This is a genomic window from Psychrobacter muriicola 2pS, from assembly GCF_904846535.1.
Classification (GTDB): Bacteria; Pseudomonadota; Gammaproteobacteria; order Pseudomonadales; family Moraxellaceae; genus Psychrobacter; species Psychrobacter aquimaris.
This window is the reverse complement of the sequence record NZ_CAJHBC010000005.1, coordinates 141,705-160,637: the sequence shown is the minus strand read 5'-3', so window position 1 is coordinate 160,637 and position 18,933 is coordinate 141,705. Positions and strand designations below refer to the sequence as shown.

The following is an 18,933-nucleotide window of genomic DNA, read 5'->3' as shown; positions in this document are numbered from 1 at the left end:
CATGGCTCTGCTGTTAAATACGAGGGTCAATTATAATGCTTATGACCCATTTTGACCTAATTCTTTAGATACTTTCTTTAAAGATTTAGGTCAACTATGGAGATAATGGCGATTAATAAGCGTTATTGTTCTTGGCGGGCAATCATTATTTGTGCACTGGCGGCTAACTCATCATCAACATGTACAGTGCAGTCAAATTTATAAATACCACGCTTCTGCATTACTGTTTTGGCACGAATAGTCAGCTGATCACCAGGAATCACTCGACGCTTAAAACGAACTTTATCAACACCTGCAAACAGATATAGATAACCATCTTCTGCGGTTAGACCGGCACTAATAAATCCGAGCACACCTGAAACCTGAGCCATGCACTCAACCATGAGTACCCCTGGCATAATCGGCTCATCAGGAAAATGACCATTGAAGAATTCTTCATTGATCGTCACATTCTTAATACCCGTAATGCACTCACCAGGTGTGCAATCAATAATCCTGTCGACCAATAAGAAAGGATAACGGTGTGGCAAATAATGCTTTAAAGTATGGTAAGTTAATGGCAGCGTAAGACCTTGTTCAGCTAAGCTTTTCATTTCTTTGTCATTTAAAATATCGATATCGGTGCCGCTCATAATGGTGCTTCCTTGCTATGTTTTAAATCGCTATGATTTTACTGTGTTTGTATATGGATTGATATTTGCGCTAATCACGCCCAAGCTGGCGAAAGCGTACAGCTGCCCGTCGCCAGTTAGCTGTCGGCATCGCAGCCGTTCCAGATGAGTATGAACCGGCGTTTTTGATAGATTTGGTTACCATGGTCATCCCAGATAAAGTGACATCATCGGTAATCTCAATATGACCTGTGATACCGACCGCACCGCCAATAATACAGCGCTTGCCTATACTGGTACTGCCTGCGATACCCGTTTGGGCAGCGATGGCCGTGCCATCACCGATACGCACGTTATGAGCAATTTGTACCAAATTATCAATAATAACATGATTGCCAATGACCGTATCATCGATGGCTCCTCGGTCAATGCAAGTTTGACTACCAATTCGTACATGGTTGCCAATCACTACTCGCCCTAACTGAGCAATACGTTCCCAACCAGTGGCACTAGGATCTTTGGTTGGTGCAAAACCAAAACCTTCTGCACCCACACTCACACCTGCGTGTAACCTCACATGGTCACCGATGACACAATCATGCCCGATCACCACTTGTGATTTAATGACGCCATCAGTACCAATAGTCGTATTTGCGTCGATCACTACATGTGCAGCAAGTGAGCTACGCGCACCAATTTGTACATAATCAGCGATCACACAAAAAGGTCCGATATTCACCTGCTCACCGATGACTGCACTATCAGCAATCACAGCACTAGGATGAATGCCACCAGACAGTGACTCACGAGCAAACAACTGGCTGGCACCAGCATAAGCTAAGTATGGGCTTGCGACGACTAACGCTATCGCTGTGGCGGGCACTTGGTCGCGATATTCTGCAGTGACCAATACAGCCCCTGCGTTACTTATTGCCAGACTAGAAATATAATGGGGATCAGCCAAAAAACTTAGCTGATTATGATCAGCCGTGGTCAAGCTACCAATACTACTGAATTTTTGACGTAACTGTTCAGCGTTAATTTCAGCCTTATTGGTAATAGGCTGACGCTGCTCAATCCGAGTGATAAGTTGCTCAATCGTTATCATAGTGACTATTATTATGACTATTATTATGAATAAGACAATCGCCAAGCTGAACAATCACCTTGGCGATCTACTGATATTTAACAGATGCTACGTTCATCTAAGTAACTGCTATCGGGAATGAGATGAACGCAAACAATCATGCTAAGTTAGAACGTATTACCAATCTGGAACTGAACTTTTTCAGTTTCATCGCCTTCTTTATCACCAATAGGTATAGCATAACTTAGTGAAATTGGACCAATTGGCGTATACCATGTTATACCTGCACCCGCACTAAAGCGCATACTATTGTCTTGTGTCAGCAGGGGCACACCCGTATCAGTACCGTCATTAGGATTGATAAAAGTACGATCTTCTTTATCGGTAGTATCAAATACTTGACCACCTTCAGCGAACAATACTGGACGCACTTGATCCGCCCAATCACCCTTAAACGGCATTGGCAATATTAGCTCACTACCGAAGCTGACTAGCGCATTACCACCAATGTCTTCGTCTTTGTAACGCACGTCATCATTTATGGCATCATAATATGTTTGTGATTTTGGCCCAAGTGTTGAGGCTTCATAACCACGTACGGAGCCATAGCCCCCAGCGTAGAAGTTTTCATAAAATGGCAAATCGTTACCATAACCAAGCTTGGTATAACCACGTGCGACCCAGTCTTTGTAGAAAGGATAATAGATATTGCCGCGATAAACGAGTTTTTGATAGCTAGCATCACCCAGACCAATGGTGCCATCGACCGTATGGCTCATGCCTTTGGTCGGAAACACTGGGCGATCTAAAGTACTATAGTCCCAGCCAAATAGCAGATTATAAGTATTGTAATCATTTTTGAAGCCTGTGCGTCCAGAAGCCTCATTTTCATCATTGACAAAGTTTTCAAACGTGCCGCCATCGTCAATAATTTGCTGTACGTTTGATATGCCTAAGAAGCGACCGCCTCGAACTGAGGTATTATCGACGTTCAAACCCGCACTCACGCGCTTGGTTTCATCAACAGGATAGCTATAGTTGAGCGTGGCACCATAAGAATCGGTGACATAGTTACTGACGTTTCTATCATCATATTTCGTTTCACGATAATAGGCACTAAGACCTTGTGAGACGCCATTCTCGGTAAAGTACGGATCAGTATAACCCAAGCTATAAGAATCACGGGTTTCTGAGCGCGATAGTGCCGCTTTCACACGGTTACCCGTACCCATAAAGTTGTTTTGTGTTAGATCTAACTGGAAAGTCACACCGCCGCTTTGCGAGTAACCCGCCGCAATAGTTGAACTACCAGAAGGCTGTTCTTCAACCGTATAGTTAATATCTACTTGGTCTGGCTGGTTCGGTACTGGTTTCACATCAACGTTGACGGCTTTAAAGAAGCCAGTACGCATTAGACGTGTGCGTGATAACTGTATTTTGTCACTAGTCGCCAAAGCACCTTCTAATTGACGCATCTCACGGCGCAGTACTTCATCTTGAGTTTTGATGTTGCCAGTAAAGTTGATACGACGAACATAAATAGGACGTGCAGGGTCGATGAAATAGTCGACATCCACTACTTTGGTATCATCATTGATACGTGGTACTGGTCTAACCTGTGCCAAATAATAGCCTTCATTACCATAACGACTCTTAAGTGCCGCGGTGGTTTCATCTAGCTTGGCTTGCGAGTATTTTTCATTGGGTGCAAAAGTCACCAACTCTTTTAGCTCATTATTCTCAAAAGTCGGCTTGCCTAAGAAATTCACTTCGCCAAACTGGTATTGTTCGCCTTCGCTCAGGCTTACTTCGATAAATACACTGCTCTTATCTTCACTGATATTGAGCACCGCATTATCTACTGCAAAACGCACATAACCATCGTTTTGATAAAGTGCTTTTAGATTTTCTAGACTGGCGGCCAGCTTTTCTTTGGCATAACGATCAGACTTTGACAGCAGACGTGTCCAAGACGACTCTTTTACCGCGAAAACGTCTTTGATTTCTTCATCACTGAAGTGTTTATTGCCAATGATATTAATATCGACCACTTTGGCAGGTTTGCCTTCAACAAAACGCACATCGAGCTTGACACGATTGCCATCAAGTAACGTTTGATCAACCTCGATATTGCTGTTGTAATAGCCTTGGCTGATATATTGCTGCTGTAGTTCATTGGCGACGCCTTGTAGCGTGGCTTGTTTCAGCACATTACCGACAGACAGACCAGCATTGTCTAGCCCTTGCTCTAGCCCTTCTTTTGGAATGAGCTTATTGCCCTCAAAATTGACTTCAGCAATCGTTGGGCGCTCAACGACATCAAACCGTAGCTGTCCACCTTCAACACGGCTTTGAATATCAGCAAAATTTTCGGTCGCATAGAGCGCCTTAATACTGGCTGCCAAACTACTGTCATTCACCGTATCCCCTACCGAAATAGGCAGAACCGGATAGAGGCTATCGGGGGTTAGACGTTGCAAACCATTGAAACCGATGTCAGTGACTACAAATTCTGCAGCCTGCACTGGCATACTCATCATCGCTACAACTAACGGCAACCCTGCCGCGCTCATAAATAAAGGCGTACGCATAAACACTATCCGTCAATAAAAAACTTGCTTAAGTTAAGTTAAAAAGCCCATATTGTCTAGCCCATTTCGCATGAAATTTAAGCTCACACGCGGGAGACTCAGAACACTTTATATAAAATGCATCACAAAATAAACTAAAAATTACGATTAGTACAGAGGCCAAGATACAAAGCATGCTACCTATTATGGCAATAATCAGTCCATGATAGGCGTAAAACCATTAGTATCTCGTGCCTTATCGATCATATTAGCGATTCAATAGTCAAAACAGCCGACTGATATCATTACCAATTGCTAACACCATGAAACCTGCCAGCAAGAGTAAACCGATATTTAGTCCAATCATTTGCACTCCTTCTGAAAGTGGCTTACCACGAATCAATTCAATAAGATAATATACAATATGACCGCCATCCAATACAGGAATGGGCAAAAGATTTAGTACAGCAAGACTCAAACTAATCAAAGCTGCCGTCGATAATACCATCTGCCAACTAATATCAAAACTCTGTTTGGCCACTTTGGCGATTGTAATCGGCCCTGACAAATTGTCCAAACCAATCATGCCAGACAGCATCTTGCCCATCGAGCTTACCGTCATGACGGCTAACTGTTCTGTCTTTTCAAATGACTTTACCAGTGACTCACCAGGGCCATAAACCATGGTAGTCTTATAAGCGTCAGGAATAACTATTTCGGACTGTGCCACCATAGCACCAATTTGCCCATAATCATTACCCAAATTGTCTTTTTTGCCTTGCGGCATAATCTGAAGCTGAACGGGCTTACCATCACGCAATACCGTGAAATTAAGCAGGGTTTCAGAACTATCGCGGATGATACGAGTGGCACTGATCCAATCTTTAATTTGTTGATCATTGATAGCAATAATACGATCGCCTACTTTTAGACCTTGGCGACTGGCGGCACCATCAGGGGTCAAATCACCTACTATCGGTGCAATATCTGGTTGCCATGGCAGCATACCAAAGCTGGTCAATGCATCTTTACCTTGCGCGCTGCCTTGCATAAACTGAGTTACGGGCGCTTGATAAGTTTTGATCGCATTATCATCTTGTGTCTCTGATTGCAGAGTAATACTAACATTATCTGTCTCACCCATCCGTCCAGCAAGGCGATAGTTGATGCCTTCCCATGTTTGTACCTCATGACCGTCAATCGCAACGATTTTGTCGCCAACTGGCAGCTGTGCCATGGCAGCAGGCGTATCAGGTAATACCTGCCCAATCTTGGTCGCCAGCTGCTCCGATGGCGTCATAAACAACACCCAAAACAGCGCAATAGCAATGACAAAATTCATGATAGGGCCAGCCGCAACAATCGCAATCTTTTTGAGCGGATGCTGACGATTAAATGCCAGATGTTGCTCAGCTTTTGCTACCTCGCCTTCACGCTCATCGAGCATTTTGACATAACCACCAAGTGGCAGGGCCGAAATACGATAATCAATACCGCTTTTTTTGCTCGTCCAGCCAAAGAGTTTGGGACCAAAACCAATAGAATAGGTCAATACTTTAACGCCGCAAAGACGAGCGACGATATAGTGCCCCCACTCATGTAAGGCAATGAGCGGACCTAAGACAAATATTGCCGCAAGGAGCGTTAATAAAAACGTCATGATCTTTTCTCAGTATGGTTTCTTAGCATCTTTTATTAACATCATTTTTTAACGACGCAGCTGTTGATACATTTACATCAACTTTGCCACAAGTTTGCCCGTAAGGTGACGCGCTATCTTATCAATTGCTAGAATATCTTCTATATCAGCCGTTTCATTTAATGGTGGTAGCTGTATATCATTCAAAGCATGCTCGTTGATATCAGCAATGTCAGTCAGGCGAATTTTCCCAGCCAAAAACGCCGCCACGGCAATTTCGTTGGCCGCATTTAAAACAATCGTCGCTTGTGTGCCCGCTTGCATCGCCTGTCTTGCCAAACGCAAACACGCAAATTTTTGCAAATCAGGCTCAATAAACTCCAAGCCGCTGAGCGCATATAAATCCAGTGGCTGCGAGCCGCTATCGATACGGTCAGGGTAACTGAGCGCATGAGCAATGGGCGTTTTCATATCTGGACTGCCAAGCTGCGCTAAATAGCTACCATCGCTATATTCTACCATTGAGTGAATGATACTTTGTGGATGAATGACCACATTTATTTTATCTTCAGACAAATCAAATAAATGGCAAGCCTCGATTAACTCTAAACCCTTATTCATCATCGTTGCTGAATCGACGGATATCTTTTGACCCATTGACCAATTTGGATGTTTGACCGCTTCAGCGACGCTCGCTTGCTGCATCTGCTCAAACGATTTTTGCAAAAATGGTCCACCAGAGGCCGTTAACCATAGCTTGCGTACACCATAATCTGATTGATGAATTTGGGTATTATCCTGCTGAATAGCCAGTGGTAAACACTGAAAAATGGCATTGTGCTCAGAGTCGAGAGGCAACAAAGTTGCGTTATGTGTTTTGACCGCATTGATCATTACCTGCCCTGCCATCACCAGCGCTTCTTTATTGGCGAGCAAAATACGCTTACCTGCGCGTGCTGCTGCTAAGGTAGAAGGCAGTCCTGCCGCGCCTACGATGGCAGCAACGACAGTATCCGTCTGCGAATCAGTTGCAATATCGACTAGCCCTGCTTCGCCACCTACCACATCGATATCAAGATTTGCTGCACGGAGTCGCTGGGCAAAATCATCGACTGCAGCGGTCGGTACGCTAACGCGTTTGGGCAAAAACTGATGGCAGAGTGCAAATAGTTTGTCTAAACGGTGATAGCCTGACAGAGCGTAGACGGTGTAAAGCTGTGGTTGCGCCGCTAATATTGCTAACGTGCTATCGCCAATCGAACCTGTCGCGCCTAGTACGGCGATGCGTTGCGTCATAACCATCGGTGCCTGTAAATGATACTCTAAAAAATTAAATAAGAAATCGATAAAACGTCTGATAAATAAGAGGTGAACGATATCAAGTGTATTGACTATAAGCAGCGATCAATCAGAGTAAAATACTTACTCAAATTAGTCATTCATCTTAACTACTGTAATTAGGGTCTGTTGAACATTCAAATATGGTACTGGCAGAGGCTATTTTTTAGACAATACGCAGTGAAATTTTTGACGCCTAGTCATTCTAGGTTAGACAATTTCGCCATGTATTAGCAAAAAATAGTCCTGCCCTGAAAGGCTGATGCTAAAACCCCTCCAAACGTTGTTGCCAACCTAACTAATGTCTCGACATTATCGTCGATTTACGCCTAGTTTGGTGCGATTTTAGCGATCAGCAGCCCTAATATTTGAATGTTCAACAGACCTTAATATATGAATCATTTTTTCAGTCCTAAACCACTATCAAACCTAACTGCTGTATCGCCCAAAACCCAAGCGCAAATATCGGTGTGGCAGATAGCAGCGAGTCGATACGGTCAAGCACTCCGCCATGCCCTGGCAAAATAGTACCTGAGTCTTTGACATCAGCGCGGCGCTTAAGCATCGACTCAAATAAATCACCAAGTACCGATGCTAAAATGGTTAACGCTGATAGTCCTACAAATACGACTAACGGCACACCAGTCAGTTGTAGCTTAAACACACTGATGGCAATGACCACGAGCAAACCCGTGACAAGGCCACCGGCCAGCCCCTCCATGCTTTTATTGGGTGAGACATTTGGTGCCATTTTGCGACGACCAAACTTACGCCCTACAAAATAAGCGCCACTATCTGCGCACCAGACCAATAGGAACACATAGAGCAACCACCATGCTGACAGTTGCCACAAATAAAACATAGCCGTAATCGATGCGGTCAATATCACCGCACCCATCAATGCCAATTTTTTACCATACCAGTTGGTATGAGTCGGGAAAACTCGCACCCAAGACAGCGCCATTAGCCATATAGCCAGTGAAGCCACCCACCAAAACAGCCATGTCACTTTAAACATGAGTGATACTAGGGTCAATACCAAAACCAATAGCACAAACAGCGCAGGCTGACGCCACTTAGGCATCAGCTTAGTCCATTCATGAGCGGCGATAATGACACCAATCGCTAACAGCGGTGCAAATAAAATAGGGGTTTGGCTCGCAAACATTGCAATACCAACGATAATAACGAGAACAACTGCCGTCTTAATTCGTTGCCACATAATTATTGAGCCTTATAATAATGAAAAACGCATGGTCAAAAAGTGCATTATAGCAGCTAATCTACAATAGCCTATTAATAGCAATTGACACTCATTAATGCGGTTTATTATTTCACAAACAAGCAATATTAACTACTTATACGATAGCGGCTTTGTAAGAGCTCTTTCCTTTACAAAATAATCGGCAAACACTTAACACAATGAACGTATTAACGACAGGCTTGCTCTATCACTATCTGCTCACTGGTTTTACCAAAACGGCGCTGCCGCTGAGCGAACTCTGTTACCATTGCTGCCAGCTCATCTGCTGCAAAATTCGGCCATAATGTCTGGGTAAAAAATAGCTCGGCATAGGCTGACTGCCACAATAAAAAGTTAGATATTCGGTACTCACCGCCCGTGCGTATCAGCATATCTACTGCTGGTGCATCTGCTAATTGTACATAGTTACCGAGCAATTCTTTATTAATATCATCAGCACGCAACTGACCAGCCTCTACTTGCTGCGCCAGCTGTTTTGCTGCATGGGTAATATCCCATTGCCCACCATAACTGATAGCGATGACCAGAGTCATAGCTTCAAAGTCTGCTGTTTTTGCTTCAGCGTCCGCCATTAATGCTTGCAAATCATCACTCAGCTGACTGCGGTCACCAATAAAACGCAGACGAATACGATACTCATTCATGCGTGGTATTTGCTCATGAATGGTTGAGGTTAACAGTTGCATGAGTAGTGCCACCTCACTGGGCGGGCGTTGCCAATTCTCACTAGAAAATGCAAATACCGTTAATACTTCGATACCCGTATTAACGCAATACTCGACGATAGGATCGAGTGCATCTTTGCCAGCTACATGCCCTTGGCCTTTGCCCAAATCATTGGCTTTACCATAACGATTATTGCCATCCATGATGATAGCGATATGGCGTGGAAGAAGATCAGGAGCCAAAACGGCTGAAGTGGACATAGGCGAAAGTGCTTATTGTTAAGGTAAAATAATAATAACGGGTGCGATAACGATTAGAAAGCGTCATAACCACAATTCACAAACTTATCATAAACCCGTCTATAGGCGTGATTTAGTTTGCAAGATAGCGCTTATAAAATACAGACCGTATCCGATTAATATAACATTGACACTATTATCGGTACCATCTACACAATAATAAGCAGCCAATAGTACTGACAGATTGGCTGCTTATTATAAGGATATGACGTAACGGGTTTTTGTCTTACACGATCGAAAAACCAGTGTTTTAAACGTCCATCAAATCGGTTTCTTTTTTGCTCAAACGGCTATCAATCGTCTCGATATACTTGTCAGTGATTTTTTGAATCTCGTCACTGGCACGGCGCTCGTCGTCTTCTGAGATCTCTTTTTCTTTTGCCAATTCTTTGATGTCATTCATCATATCACGGCGAATATTACGGATAGAAACACGGCTACTTTCTGCTTCTCCACGCGCAAGTTTTTGCATGTCACGACGTGTTTCTTCTGTCAATGCAGGCATCGGCACACGAATCACATCAGCGGTCACTGGGTTGAGACCCAAATCTGCTTCGCGAATGGCTTTGTCAATCGCTTGTACCATGGTACGGTCAAACGGCTGAACCATCAGCGTACGTGAGTCTTCAACGTTGACACTAGCCACTTGGTTAAGCGGGGTATCAGAGCCATAATAGCTGACCATCACACCTGATAGCATACCTGGATGCGCACGACCTGTACGGACTTTACTAAAGGTGCTTTCAAGCGCTTCCAAGGTTTTTTGCATACGCGCTTCGCCGTCTTGCTTAATCTCTTTGATCATTAGATATCCTTATTTATCGCTGTCGATAAATCATTCATTTGTTAGTAAATATACGGGTGTTCACTACTAATTATTAACGACTGGCAGTTGTTAGCAACTGGCCTAATTTTAATGACTGGCATTCTCGTATTAATATTTAGGGTATTCAGGCAAATCAGTGATAAACGCGTGTGCCTTCATTTTCGCCCATGATGACGTTTAATAACGCATTAGGCTTGGTCATATCAAACACTTGTAGCGGCACGTTGTGCTCACGGCATAATGCAATGGCGGTTAAATCCATAACGCCAAGCTTTTGCTCTAACACTTCATCAAAGGTCAAACCGTCGTACTTGACCGCGTCGTCATGTAAGCTTGGGTCTTTGTCATAAACGCCATCAACTTTAGTGGCTTTTAGAATTAAGCCAGCTTCGATTTCAATACCACGTAAGCAAGCAGCCGTATCAGTGGTAAAGAAAGGATTGCCCGTACCAGCAACAAAAATACATACTTCGCCATTTTTGAGATAGCGAATGGCATTGCGACTGCTATAGCTTTCGGTCACCTCACCTATCGGCAAGGCTGACATCAAGCGGGTTTTGATATTACGGCGCTCAAGCGCATCACGCATGGCAAGACCGTTCATGACCGTTGCCAGCATACCCATCTGATCGCCTGTGACGCGGCCGACTAGGCCTTCTTGTTGCAACTGCGCGCCGCGATATAAGTTACCACCGCCGACCACGATACCCACTTGAACGCCAAGACCGCGTAAATGGGCGATAGACAAGCTCATCTTATCGAGCACTTCGGTATCAATCCCCATCTCTTTGCCACCAGCTAAGGCTTCACCAGAGAGTTTCAACAAGATACGAGAGTAACGCGGGTTTTTGTCAGACATGAGGTCACCTTGTTAGCATTAAATTATAATTAAAATGAGCGGTAAAACACAAATAGAGTTTGCCTTCGAATTTACCCGAAGTGTCATCACCGAGGTGCTATAAGAAACACCGCAACTAATGACAAACGTGTAAAAAGGCTAAATTGCGCTAATTGTAGCAAAAACTGCCCGCGATTGGGCAATTTTCATGCGCCTATTACAGTGACTGCTTAGCCTTTGTAACTGGCAAACAAATCATACTCGCTAGCGTCGTCAATAGTGACCGTTAAGAATTGCCCGACTTTAACTTGAGTGGTAATCTCATCAACGTAGACGTGACCGTCAATCTCTGGTGCGTCAGCGTAGCTACGGCAAATCGCAATGCCCTCTTCACTATCGATTTCATCGACCAATACCATCAAAGTTTTACCAACTTTCTCTTGTAGCTTTTGCGCTGAGATGTCTTGTTGTAGCGTCATCAAACGCTCATAGCGCTCTTGCTTAATCTCTTCTGGCACATGATTTGGCAGATCATTAGCCACTGCACCTTCGACTTCTGAATAGGTAAAGGCACCAACACGATCAAGGCGAGCTTCTACTAACCAATCAAGCAAGCATTGGAAATCTTCTTCGGTCTCACCAGGGAAGCCCACAACGAAGGTTGAGCGAATGACGATATCAGGGCAAATCTCACGCCACGCTTTAATACGCGCTAAGGTGTTTTCGCTATGCGCTGGGCGTTTCATCGCTTTTAGAATGCGATGGCTGGCATGTTGAAACGGAATGTCGAGATAAGGCAATAGCTTCTTCTCGCCCATTAGCTCAACCACTTTATCGACATGCGGATACGGATAGACATAATGCAAGCGCACCCAAATGCCTAAGTCATTTAAGGCTTGGCACAAGTCATAAAACTTCGACTTCAGCGGCATACCGTTCCAAAAACTGGTCTTATACTTTAAGTCCAGTCCATAAGCAGAAGTATCTTGCGAGATAATAAGCAGTTCTTTCACGCCAGCATTTTTCAGTGCCAGCGCTTCATTCATCACACTGTCAATCGGACGTGAAACCAAGTCTCCACGTAAGCTTGGAATGATGCAGAAAGTACAACGATGGTTGCAACCTTCTGATATTTTTAGATAAGCATAATGGCTTGGGGTCAATTTGATACCCGCCTCATTAATCAAATCTATTTTTGGATCATAGTTGGCGTCCAGACTGCGGTTGGGTCTAGGTACATGCTGCGCCACCGCCGTGATCACTTCGTCATACGCATGCGCGCCAGTCACGGCTAACACGGCTGGATGCATTTCACGGATTTTGTCCGCTTCTTTGCCCAAGCAACCTGTGACGATCACTTTACCGTTTTTGCTAATCGCTTCGCCGATGGCATCAAGCGACTCTTGTACCGCGGATTCAATAAAACCGCAGGTATTGACCACGACTAGGTCTGCACCCTCATAATCACTGGCGACCTGATAACCATCACGGCTGAGTTCCGTGATAATGCGCTCACTATCTACCAGCGCTTTTGGGCAACCTAGTGACACAAACCCAATCTTTGGTGCTGAGTTCACTGGCGCATTAATAGTCGCTAACGTTGCATCGCTGCTTTGCTCAATGCTGCGGTTTTGATTGTGATTGGCTTTATGATGGTAAGGTTGGGCAGTGTTTGCTTGACTGACATCTGCCTGATTATCTTGCGCTATATTTGGCTTAGCAGGATTAAAAACGGTGGCAGTGTCTTTTAACATAGAATCTGTTGGCGTAGAAGTTGACGGTGAGGTAGTAACAGTCGTATTAACCGACTCGGTAGAAGTGTTGGGCATGGCTGACCTTGCTAGAGATAAATTGGCTGTGCGCATTGTACGTTTTTTTTGCAAAAATCGCCAGTTTTGCCGCTCTATAGTGTTGATTTATGGTTAAATATTATATCGCATATTCTTTTATTCTAGGCAATAGCCATGACAACCCATTTGATACCTACAAAACCAACACCTGACTTAGCATTTATGTCACAGCATTTGTTCACAGCTATTTTATGGATCAATGATGACTTATCTATCACTTGGCTAAATGCCCAAGCCGAACAACTCCTCGCTATTAGCAGTGGACGCTTACTGGGTCAGTCTATATTGACACTGCTTGCATCCGAAGAATTGAAATCAGCCGATAGCAAGCATTACAGTGATAACAATATAACTGTCGATAAAAGTAGTGGTGCAGATATCCATGAACAAACTTGCTCTTTGAAGGAAAGATTTCAGCAAGCAAAGCAATATCAACAACCCTTTATCGATCATGATCACCTTATCAACACACCACTGAATGGTAATTTATTATTCTCAGTCGATTATAGCGTGACCCCTGTCATTTATGAGCAGCAACCTTATTTTATTATTGAGATGTGGGGCAAGGATCGCCAAAGTCGCATCTCAGAAGAGCAACGCCAGCAGCAACAATATAGCGTCGCCCGTCATATGCTACGCTCGGTTGCTCACGAAATTAAAAATCCGCTTGCTGGTATCCGCGGTGCTGCACAATTATTACAGCGAAAATTTATCAAATTCAGTGACACGGCTACTTCTAACTATCAACCTTCTGCTGTTACCGCCTATCCAAACTCTATATTAAATAATGATCAAAACCTACAAAAAACCGCTGTAAAACTGCGTAATTATACCGATATCATCATCTCAGAGACGGACCGTCTAACCCATCTTATCGGGAAATTCCTTGGCTCCAATCAATTACCAAATTGGCAAACGCTAAATATCCATGAGCCACTGGAGCATGTTTTATCTTTGGTCGTTAATCAATATCCACAAGTGACCCTACAGCGCGATTATGATTTGTCATTGCCCGAGTTATGCGCGGATAAAGATCAGCTGATACAGGTATTTTTAAATTTGATTAATAATGCCTGTGAATCGATGACGGAGTTTGAGCAAACGCTGCAGCAAAGAGAATTGTCCGAGCCTAAAGCTCGACAACCTGTCACCTCACAAACGAGCAATAACGACAGCATCAGTTATAAGCCTACGCTGCATATTCAAACCCGAATTGCTTTTCAACATACCATTGCTGGGCAACAGCACAAGCAAGTCCTCCAAATCAACATTACCGATAACGGCTCAGGCATCGATCCTGCACTGATCGGGCAAATATTTTTCCCGATGGTGACCAGCCGTGCCGCAGGGACGGGGCTAGGATTGTCTATCGTGCAAGATATCATCAGTCATCACCGTGGTATGATTGATGTGAGTTCTCAGCAATCAAAAAGCCTGAACGACAGCCTTAAAAATGACCATAACCATCAACACACCAGTTTTACGCTGTACTTGCCTTTCAATCAGCCAGCGCCCAATACTTAAAAACCTTGAACCAACCTATGAAACAATAACCCTGAATCACTTGCTTATTAGGCCTGATAAATGACTGCATATAATGACAAAGCCACACCTAACAGCGACAATCAAGGCTCTGCCCAAACATCAGATAATCCAGCTATACGAGAATCTGATAACCACGCTATAAAAGTCACGGTCAATAATGCGCCTGAGGATAACCCTGCAACTTTATGGCTCATCGATGACGATGCAGCATTGCGCTTGGTGTTGGCAGATACTTTTGAGGATGCAGGTCTAAACGTTATCAGCTTTACCCAAGCGCAAGCAGCGTGGACACGCCTCAACGATATTTTACAACAGCAGGAATCAGCCGCTCAGTTGCCCGATGTGATATTGACCGATATTCGTATGCCCATGATGGATGGTTTGTCTTTTAGCGATTGGGTACATGAGCACTTCCCTAAGCTGCCCATTGTCATTATGACGGCGCATTCCGACCTCACTTCTGCTATTAACAGCTATCAAACAGGTGCTTTTGAATACCTGCCAAAACCTTTTGACTTGGATGATGCCGTCGTAACGATTTATAAAGCCATTAATTATCAGCCCAATATGGCGGTAGCAAACTCTACAGCTGAACCTGCTCCGAAGACCATCACTACAAATTCATCAGATACTTTATCCAATATACAGGTAAAACCCTATACCGATACCAGACCCAAGCTTGCTAGCAAGGCTACTCTGGTCAGCAAAACCAATAAAACATCCAACCATAAAACCAACGTTAAAACTACCATCAGCGCCAATGACAATCCAAGCGGCATCATTGGGCAATCACAAGCGATGCAGACGGTGTTTCGTGCCATTGGCAGATTGGCGCACTCACCCATTACCGTCTTGATTACTGGTGAATCAGGAACTGGTAAAGAATTAGTCGCCAGTGCTTTGCACCAGCATTCACCGCGTCACCAGCAACCTTTTATTGCCCTCAATATGGCCGCCATTCCACATGATTTGATTGAATCTGAATTATTCGGTCATGAAAAAGGAGCATTTACTGGTGCGACGACGACGCGACAAGGTCGTTTTGAGCAAGCGGATGGTGGGACATTGTTTTTAGATGAAATTGGCGATATGCCTTATAGCACCCAAACTCGGCTGCTACGAGTACTGGCCAATGGTGAGTTTTTTCGCGTAGGTGGACAGCAGCCGGTCAAAGTGAATGTACGCATCATTGCCGCTACCCATCAAAACTTAGAAGAACTGGTCAAACAAGGCAAATTTCGTGAAGATCTGTTTTATCGCCTTAACGTTATTCGTTTGCCGTTACCACCATTACGGACACGACCTGAAGACATTCCAGCATTAGCCAACTACTTTATGCAGCGCGCGGCTGAGCAGATGAATAGTGCAGAGAAACAGCTACATCCGACGGCGCTACATATCATGCAGGCTTTTGAGTGGCGTGGTAATGTTCGCCAGCTTGAGAATGTCTGCCTTTGGTTGACCGTGATGGCCACAGGCGACACAGTGATGGTGGATGACTTGCCACCAGAGCTACTTGCTAACCTCTCATCTGATTTAGAAGCGTATCAAGAGCAAAGTCTACCCTCACAAGCTATGATTCAAAATGACCAAATACGCTCTCATTCCCATCGTTTAAGTTGGCAACAAGCATTGGCTGCTTGGGCTGAGCAATCTCTACAAACAGGAGAAACCGATATTTTGCAAACGGCAACCCCTGAGTTTGAACGCGTTTTATTGACAGCAGCGCTCAACCATAGTGGTGGCAAAAAGATAGCAGCCGCCAATTTACTCGGTTGGGGACGCAACACCCTAACACGCAAATTACAGCAATTAGATATTTCTTCAGAAGAAGGACAAAAGAATCATTATTAAAACTGCAAACCCATAAAATTAAATACCATTAATATCAATAGCTTATAAAAATAAGTGAAAATAAATGATAAATATTTAAAAATAAATGCAAATAGGGGTTGCCAAACTTTTCAAAATCTATATAATAGCCAACCACTGAGACGCACTACCGAATCAGTTAACTATCTAGATAGCGTTTGAATTTAATCGCTTTTGATGATAGAGTAACGAAAATGGGGCTGTGGCGGAATTGGTAGACGCACCAGATTTAGGTTCTGGCGCCGCAAGGTGTGAGAGTTCGAGTCTCTCCAGCCCCACCATTTTCGGATAGTACATCTTAGATCAAATATTAAAACCTGCCTTTGAGCAGGTTTTTTTGTGTCTGTTCTTTTTGTATTTAGAGTTTTACGGATTTATATTTTCTGATTCATTACCTATCAATACTTTCTAAATCTAAAAGTATCTGCTCCATATTTTGATACCTTCTCTCCACCTGCTTTGCTAATGCTTTATCAATGATACCTTGATAGTGACTATATTCTATCGGTAATTTTGGAATAGGCTGCTGGCAGTGCTGAATGGCCCAATCTGTCATGGACTGATTACTTTGAGGGTCTATATTAAATGGTCGCTCACCTACTAATATCTCATACATCATGATGCCAAACGCATAAATATCGCTTTGTACTGTTGCACTCTGTCCCTGCCAGCGCTCAGGGGCAAGATACGCTGGTGTACCAGCAGGACTTGCCAAACTAGGGGTGTTAAGACATTCTGCTAAGGCAAAATCGGTTAACCATAAATCAGCCTTGATACTGCTATCATCCGCATGATTTGGCAAAAAATCATCTAGCAAAATATTACTGGGCTTAATATCATTATGTAACCAATCGGCGCTATGTAGATTGGCTATGCGGTGCGCAGACTGCATAATAAAATGATGCTTTCGTAGAGTGGTCAATGACGAGTAATTTCGAGCGTTAAGCTGAGTTGCCAAGCTACCATTCAGATAATACGGCATAGTAAATATAATCAGCTGCGAAAACTGCGCTAATACTTGAACTGTTAGACTTTCATAAGCTAGTATTGGTGGAGCGATAGCAGAATGACTGTCTTGAAATCTCTTTTGATTGGTTGATAAATTATTGATAGATTTTAGAACATTAGCTTCAAGGGTTAAGCTAGCCAAATTTTGATTGGTAGCAGCCGTTAACTGCCATTTAATCATCACTCGACCAAACTGTGGATGCTGGGCACGCGTCAAGCCTTGGTAGTCATTCTCGTTATTGTTACTTTGCTGGCTGATGCGCTGATGTGATATCTCGCTATAATTCAAGCTTGAGAATAATGTAGTCAATGTTGGCAGAATTTGCTGAGCTTGCATTTGTAATGCTTGTTTCAAAAACGCTCGTTCTGTACCTGTGTGTTTTGCACCCGCTTTTGCATTAGAAGAATTACTGGCACTATGTTTCATGGTAAAGTGATACCTCTATATAGCTAGTATGCCGAACGTCATTTTAATTTTTATGAGCGACTGAGTATTATGCCCCAATCCACTAAGCCTGTTACGAATTACGCCCTGCCTGACCATTTATTGGATTTACTCGGACAGTATTTACAAGAGCAAGTCACACCCATTATCGAGATTGATCCTGCTCAACTAGCCTATCGCTGGGTCAGTGGTCATAATGGACATTTAGAGCCATTGGCAGTTAACTTATTTTTAAGTTTAGACGACCTACATGGTATCGATATCCAAAAGGCAAAACTGGTACAAAACACGCGCCAGTTTCTAAAGGGTCATCCTGCCAATCATGTCTTAATGACAGGGACACGTGGTGCAGGCAAATCATCGCTGATTCGGGCATTGCTACAAGCCTATCATAGCGAAGGACTGCGCATTATTGAAATTGCCCGTGATGACCTGCGAGTGCTTGATAAAATACGCGCCGCCATTAATGCGCTACCAGCGGATTGTGGTTGTCACTATGTGGTCTACTGTGATGACTTAGCATTTAACGGTCAAGACGAGAGTTATCGGACGTTAAAGAGCGTATTGGACGGCTCGCTAGATTCGGAGCAAGACAAGTTATTGGTTTATGCTACCAGTAACCGCCGTCATCTGTTGCCTCAGCTGATGAAAGACAATGTCAATATTTATAACGGTCAAACCGATGAAGTCAATCCTTATGAAACTATTGATGAGACAGTATCGCTGTCTGATCGCTTTGGTTTATGGCTGTCATTTCATCCAATGGATCAAAACACCTATTTACACATCGTGCACCATTATTTATCACTTTCGCCAAACCGTAGTATAGATAATACGAATGACGTTAAAGCAAATGACGCTAAAGTAAATGATAATACAGCAAGTGACACTCAAAAAGTTGGTGTCGAAACAACCAACAATACACTACCTGATAATATCAGAGCAGCAGCATTGCGCTGGGCATCAGAGCGCGGTGGACGTTCAGGACGAGTGGCATATCAGTTTAGCCGCTACTGGATAGGACAGACACGATTAGCAGCTGAAGACAGTCAGTCGTAAAACTTAATGAAAAGTT

At 43.7% G+C, this 18,933-nt stretch carries 14 protein-coding genes and 1 tRNA gene; 4 read left to right on the top strand and 11 right to left on the bottom strand.

The features are described from left to right. Positions 1 to 122: 122 nt before the first annotated feature. The 10 genes from fabZ to rimO all read right to left on the bottom strand — a co-directional run bounded on the left by fabZ (position 123) and on the right by rimO (position 12,967). Positions 123 to 632 carry a 3-hydroxyacyl-ACP dehydratase FabZ gene (gene fabZ, locus JMX93_RS09290; RefSeq protein ID WP_193013003.1) on the bottom strand — a complete coding sequence of 170 codons (510 nt, stop codon included), beginning with the start codon at positions 630 to 632 and terminating at the stop codon, positions 123 to 125. A 70-nt stretch (positions 633 to 702) separates the two neighbouring features. Continuing rightward, positions 703 to 1,719 carry a UDP-3-O-(3-hydroxymyristoyl)glucosamine N-acyltransferase gene (lpxD, locus tag JMX93_RS09285; protein WP_499204526.1) on the bottom strand — a complete coding sequence of 339 codons (1,017 nt, stop codon included), beginning with the start codon at positions 1,717 to 1,719 and terminating at the stop codon, positions 703 to 705. Positions 1,720 to 1,865: 146 nt separating this feature from the next. Continuing rightward, positions 1,866 to 4,289: an outer membrane protein assembly factor BamA gene (gene bamA / locus JMX93_RS09280; RefSeq protein ID WP_499204525.1), complete on the bottom strand. Its 2,424-nt coding sequence runs from the start codon at positions 4,287 to 4,289 to the stop codon at positions 1,866 to 1,868. 262 nt (positions 4,290 to 4,551) lie between these two features. After that, positions 4,552 to 5,928 (bottom strand): RIP metalloprotease RseP, encoded by a 1,377-nt coding sequence (rseP, locus tag JMX93_RS09275; protein ID WP_499204524.1) that lies wholly within the window; start codon positions 5,926 to 5,928, stop codon positions 4,552 to 4,554. 72 nt (positions 5,929 to 6,000) lie between these two features. Continuing rightward, entirely contained in the window at positions 6,001 to 7,209 is a 1,209-nt protein-coding gene (gene ispC / locus JMX93_RS09270) for a 1-deoxy-D-xylulose-5-phosphate reductoisomerase (protein ID WP_499204523.1), read from the bottom strand. Positions 7,210 to 7,657: 448 nt separating this feature from the next. After that, on the bottom strand, positions 7,658 to 8,467 hold the full coding sequence (locus tag JMX93_RS09265; RefSeq protein ID WP_499204522.1) for a phosphatidate cytidylyltransferase: 810 nt from the start codon (positions 8,465 to 8,467) through the stop codon (positions 7,658 to 7,660). Positions 8,468 to 8,676: 209 nt separating this feature from the next. Then, a complete protein-coding gene (gene uppS / locus JMX93_RS09260) occupies positions 8,677 to 9,435 on the bottom strand; it encodes a polyprenyl diphosphate synthase (RefSeq protein ID WP_499204521.1) in 759 nt (252 codons plus the stop codon). Positions 9,436 to 9,724: 289 nt separating this feature from the next. Beyond that, positions 9,725 to 10,279, bottom strand: a complete 555-nt coding sequence (frr, locus tag JMX93_RS09255) for a ribosome recycling factor (protein ID WP_193013010.1) — start codon at positions 10,277 to 10,279, stop codon at positions 9,725 to 9,727. Positions 10,280 to 10,433: 154 nt separating this feature from the next. Further along, positions 10,434 to 11,159, bottom strand: a complete 726-nt coding sequence (gene pyrH / locus JMX93_RS09250; RefSeq protein WP_193013011.1) for a UMP kinase — start codon at positions 11,157 to 11,159, stop codon at positions 10,434 to 10,436. Positions 11,160 to 11,368: 209 nt separating this feature from the next. Then, complete coding sequence (gene rimO, locus JMX93_RS09245; protein ID WP_443556893.1) at positions 11,369 to 12,967, bottom strand: 30S ribosomal protein S12 methylthiotransferase RimO; 1,599 nt, start codon at positions 12,965 to 12,967, stop codon at positions 11,369 to 11,371. A gap of 135 nt (positions 12,968 to 13,102) precedes the next feature. On the opposite strand from rimO, the gene JMX93_RS09240 reads away from it, so the two are divergent. The 3 genes from JMX93_RS09240 (at position 13,103) to JMX93_RS09230 (ending at position 16,686) form a co-directional block, all read left to right on the top strand. Beyond that, positions 13,103 to 14,512, top strand: a complete 1,410-nt coding sequence (locus JMX93_RS09240; protein ID WP_499204520.1) for a two-component system sensor histidine kinase NtrB — start codon at positions 13,103 to 13,105, stop codon at positions 14,510 to 14,512. Positions 14,513 to 14,572: 60 nt separating this feature from the next. Then, on the top strand, positions 14,573 to 16,387 hold the full coding sequence (locus tag JMX93_RS09235) for a sigma 54-interacting transcriptional regulator (RefSeq protein WP_499204519.1): 1,815 nt from the start codon (positions 14,573 to 14,575) through the stop codon (positions 16,385 to 16,387). Positions 16,388 to 16,601: 214 nt separating this feature from the next. Next, a tRNA-Leu gene (locus JMX93_RS09230) sits at positions 16,602 to 16,686 on the top strand. Positions 16,687 to 16,796: 110 nt separating this feature from the next. Here the strand turns inward: JMX93_RS09230 and JMX93_RS09225 are convergent. Next, positions 16,797 to 17,840, bottom strand: coding sequence for a serine/threonine-protein kinase (locus JMX93_RS09225; RefSeq protein WP_499204518.1), 1,044 nt, complete (start codon positions 17,838 to 17,840; stop codon positions 16,797 to 16,799). Positions 17,841 to 17,909: 69 nt separating this feature from the next. Between JMX93_RS09225 and JMX93_RS09220 the strand changes: the two genes are divergently transcribed. Then, complete coding sequence (locus JMX93_RS09220; protein ID WP_443556881.1) at positions 17,910 to 18,917, top strand: ATP-binding protein; 1,008 nt, start codon at positions 17,910 to 17,912, stop codon at positions 18,915 to 18,917. The last annotated feature ends 16 nt before the right edge of the window (positions 18,918 to 18,933 follow it).

Bases quoted from the DNA above. Each gene is read 5' to 3' on its own strand.
- JMX93_RS09240 (WP_499204520.1), top strand. From the start codon at position 13,103: ATGACAACCCATTTGATACCTACAAAACCAACACCTGACTTAGCATTT.
- JMX93_RS09225 (WP_499204518.1), bottom strand. From the start codon at position 17,840: ATGAAACATAGTGCCAGTAATTCTTCTAATGCAAAAGCGGGTGCAAAA.
- rseP (WP_499204524.1), bottom strand. From the start codon at position 5,928: ATGACGTTTTTATTAACGCTCCTTGCGGCAATATTTGTCTTAGGTCCG.
- uppS (WP_499204521.1), bottom strand. From the start codon at position 9,435: ATGTCCACTTCAGCCGTTTTGGCTCCTGATCTTCTTCCACGCCATATC.
- JMX93_RS09265 (WP_499204522.1), bottom strand. From the start codon at position 8,467: ATGTGGCAACGAATTAAGACGGCAGTTGTTCTCGTTATTATCGTTGGT.
- JMX93_RS09235 (WP_499204519.1), top strand. From the start codon at position 14,573: ATGACTGCATATAATGACAAAGCCACACCTAACAGCGACAATCAAGGC.
- ispC (WP_499204523.1), bottom strand. From the start codon at position 7,209: ATGGTTATGACGCAACGCATCGCCGTACTAGGCGCGACAGGTTCGATT.
- bamA (WP_499204525.1), bottom strand. From the start codon at position 4,289: ATGCGTACGCCTTTATTTATGAGCGCGGCAGGGTTGCCGTTAGTTGTA.
- JMX93_RS09220 (WP_443556881.1), top strand. From the start codon at position 17,910: ATGCCCCAATCCACTAAGCCTGTTACGAATTACGCCCTGCCTGACCAT.
- lpxD (WP_499204526.1), bottom strand. From the start codon at position 1,719: ATGATAACGATTGAGCAACTTATCACTCGGATTGAGCAGCGTCAGCCT.
- pyrH (WP_193013011.1), bottom strand. From the start codon at position 11,159: ATGTCTGACAAAAACCCGCGTTACTCTCGTATCTTGTTGAAACTCTCT.
- rimO (WP_443556893.1), bottom strand. From the start codon at position 12,967: ATGCCCAACACTTCTACCGAGTCGGTTAATACGACTGTTACTACCTCA.
- frr (WP_193013010.1), bottom strand. From the start codon at position 10,279: ATGATCAAAGAGATTAAGCAAGACGGCGAAGCGCGTATGCAAAAAACC.
- fabZ (WP_193013003.1), bottom strand. From the start codon at position 632: ATGAGCGGCACCGATATCGATATTTTAAATGACAAAGAAATGAAAAGC.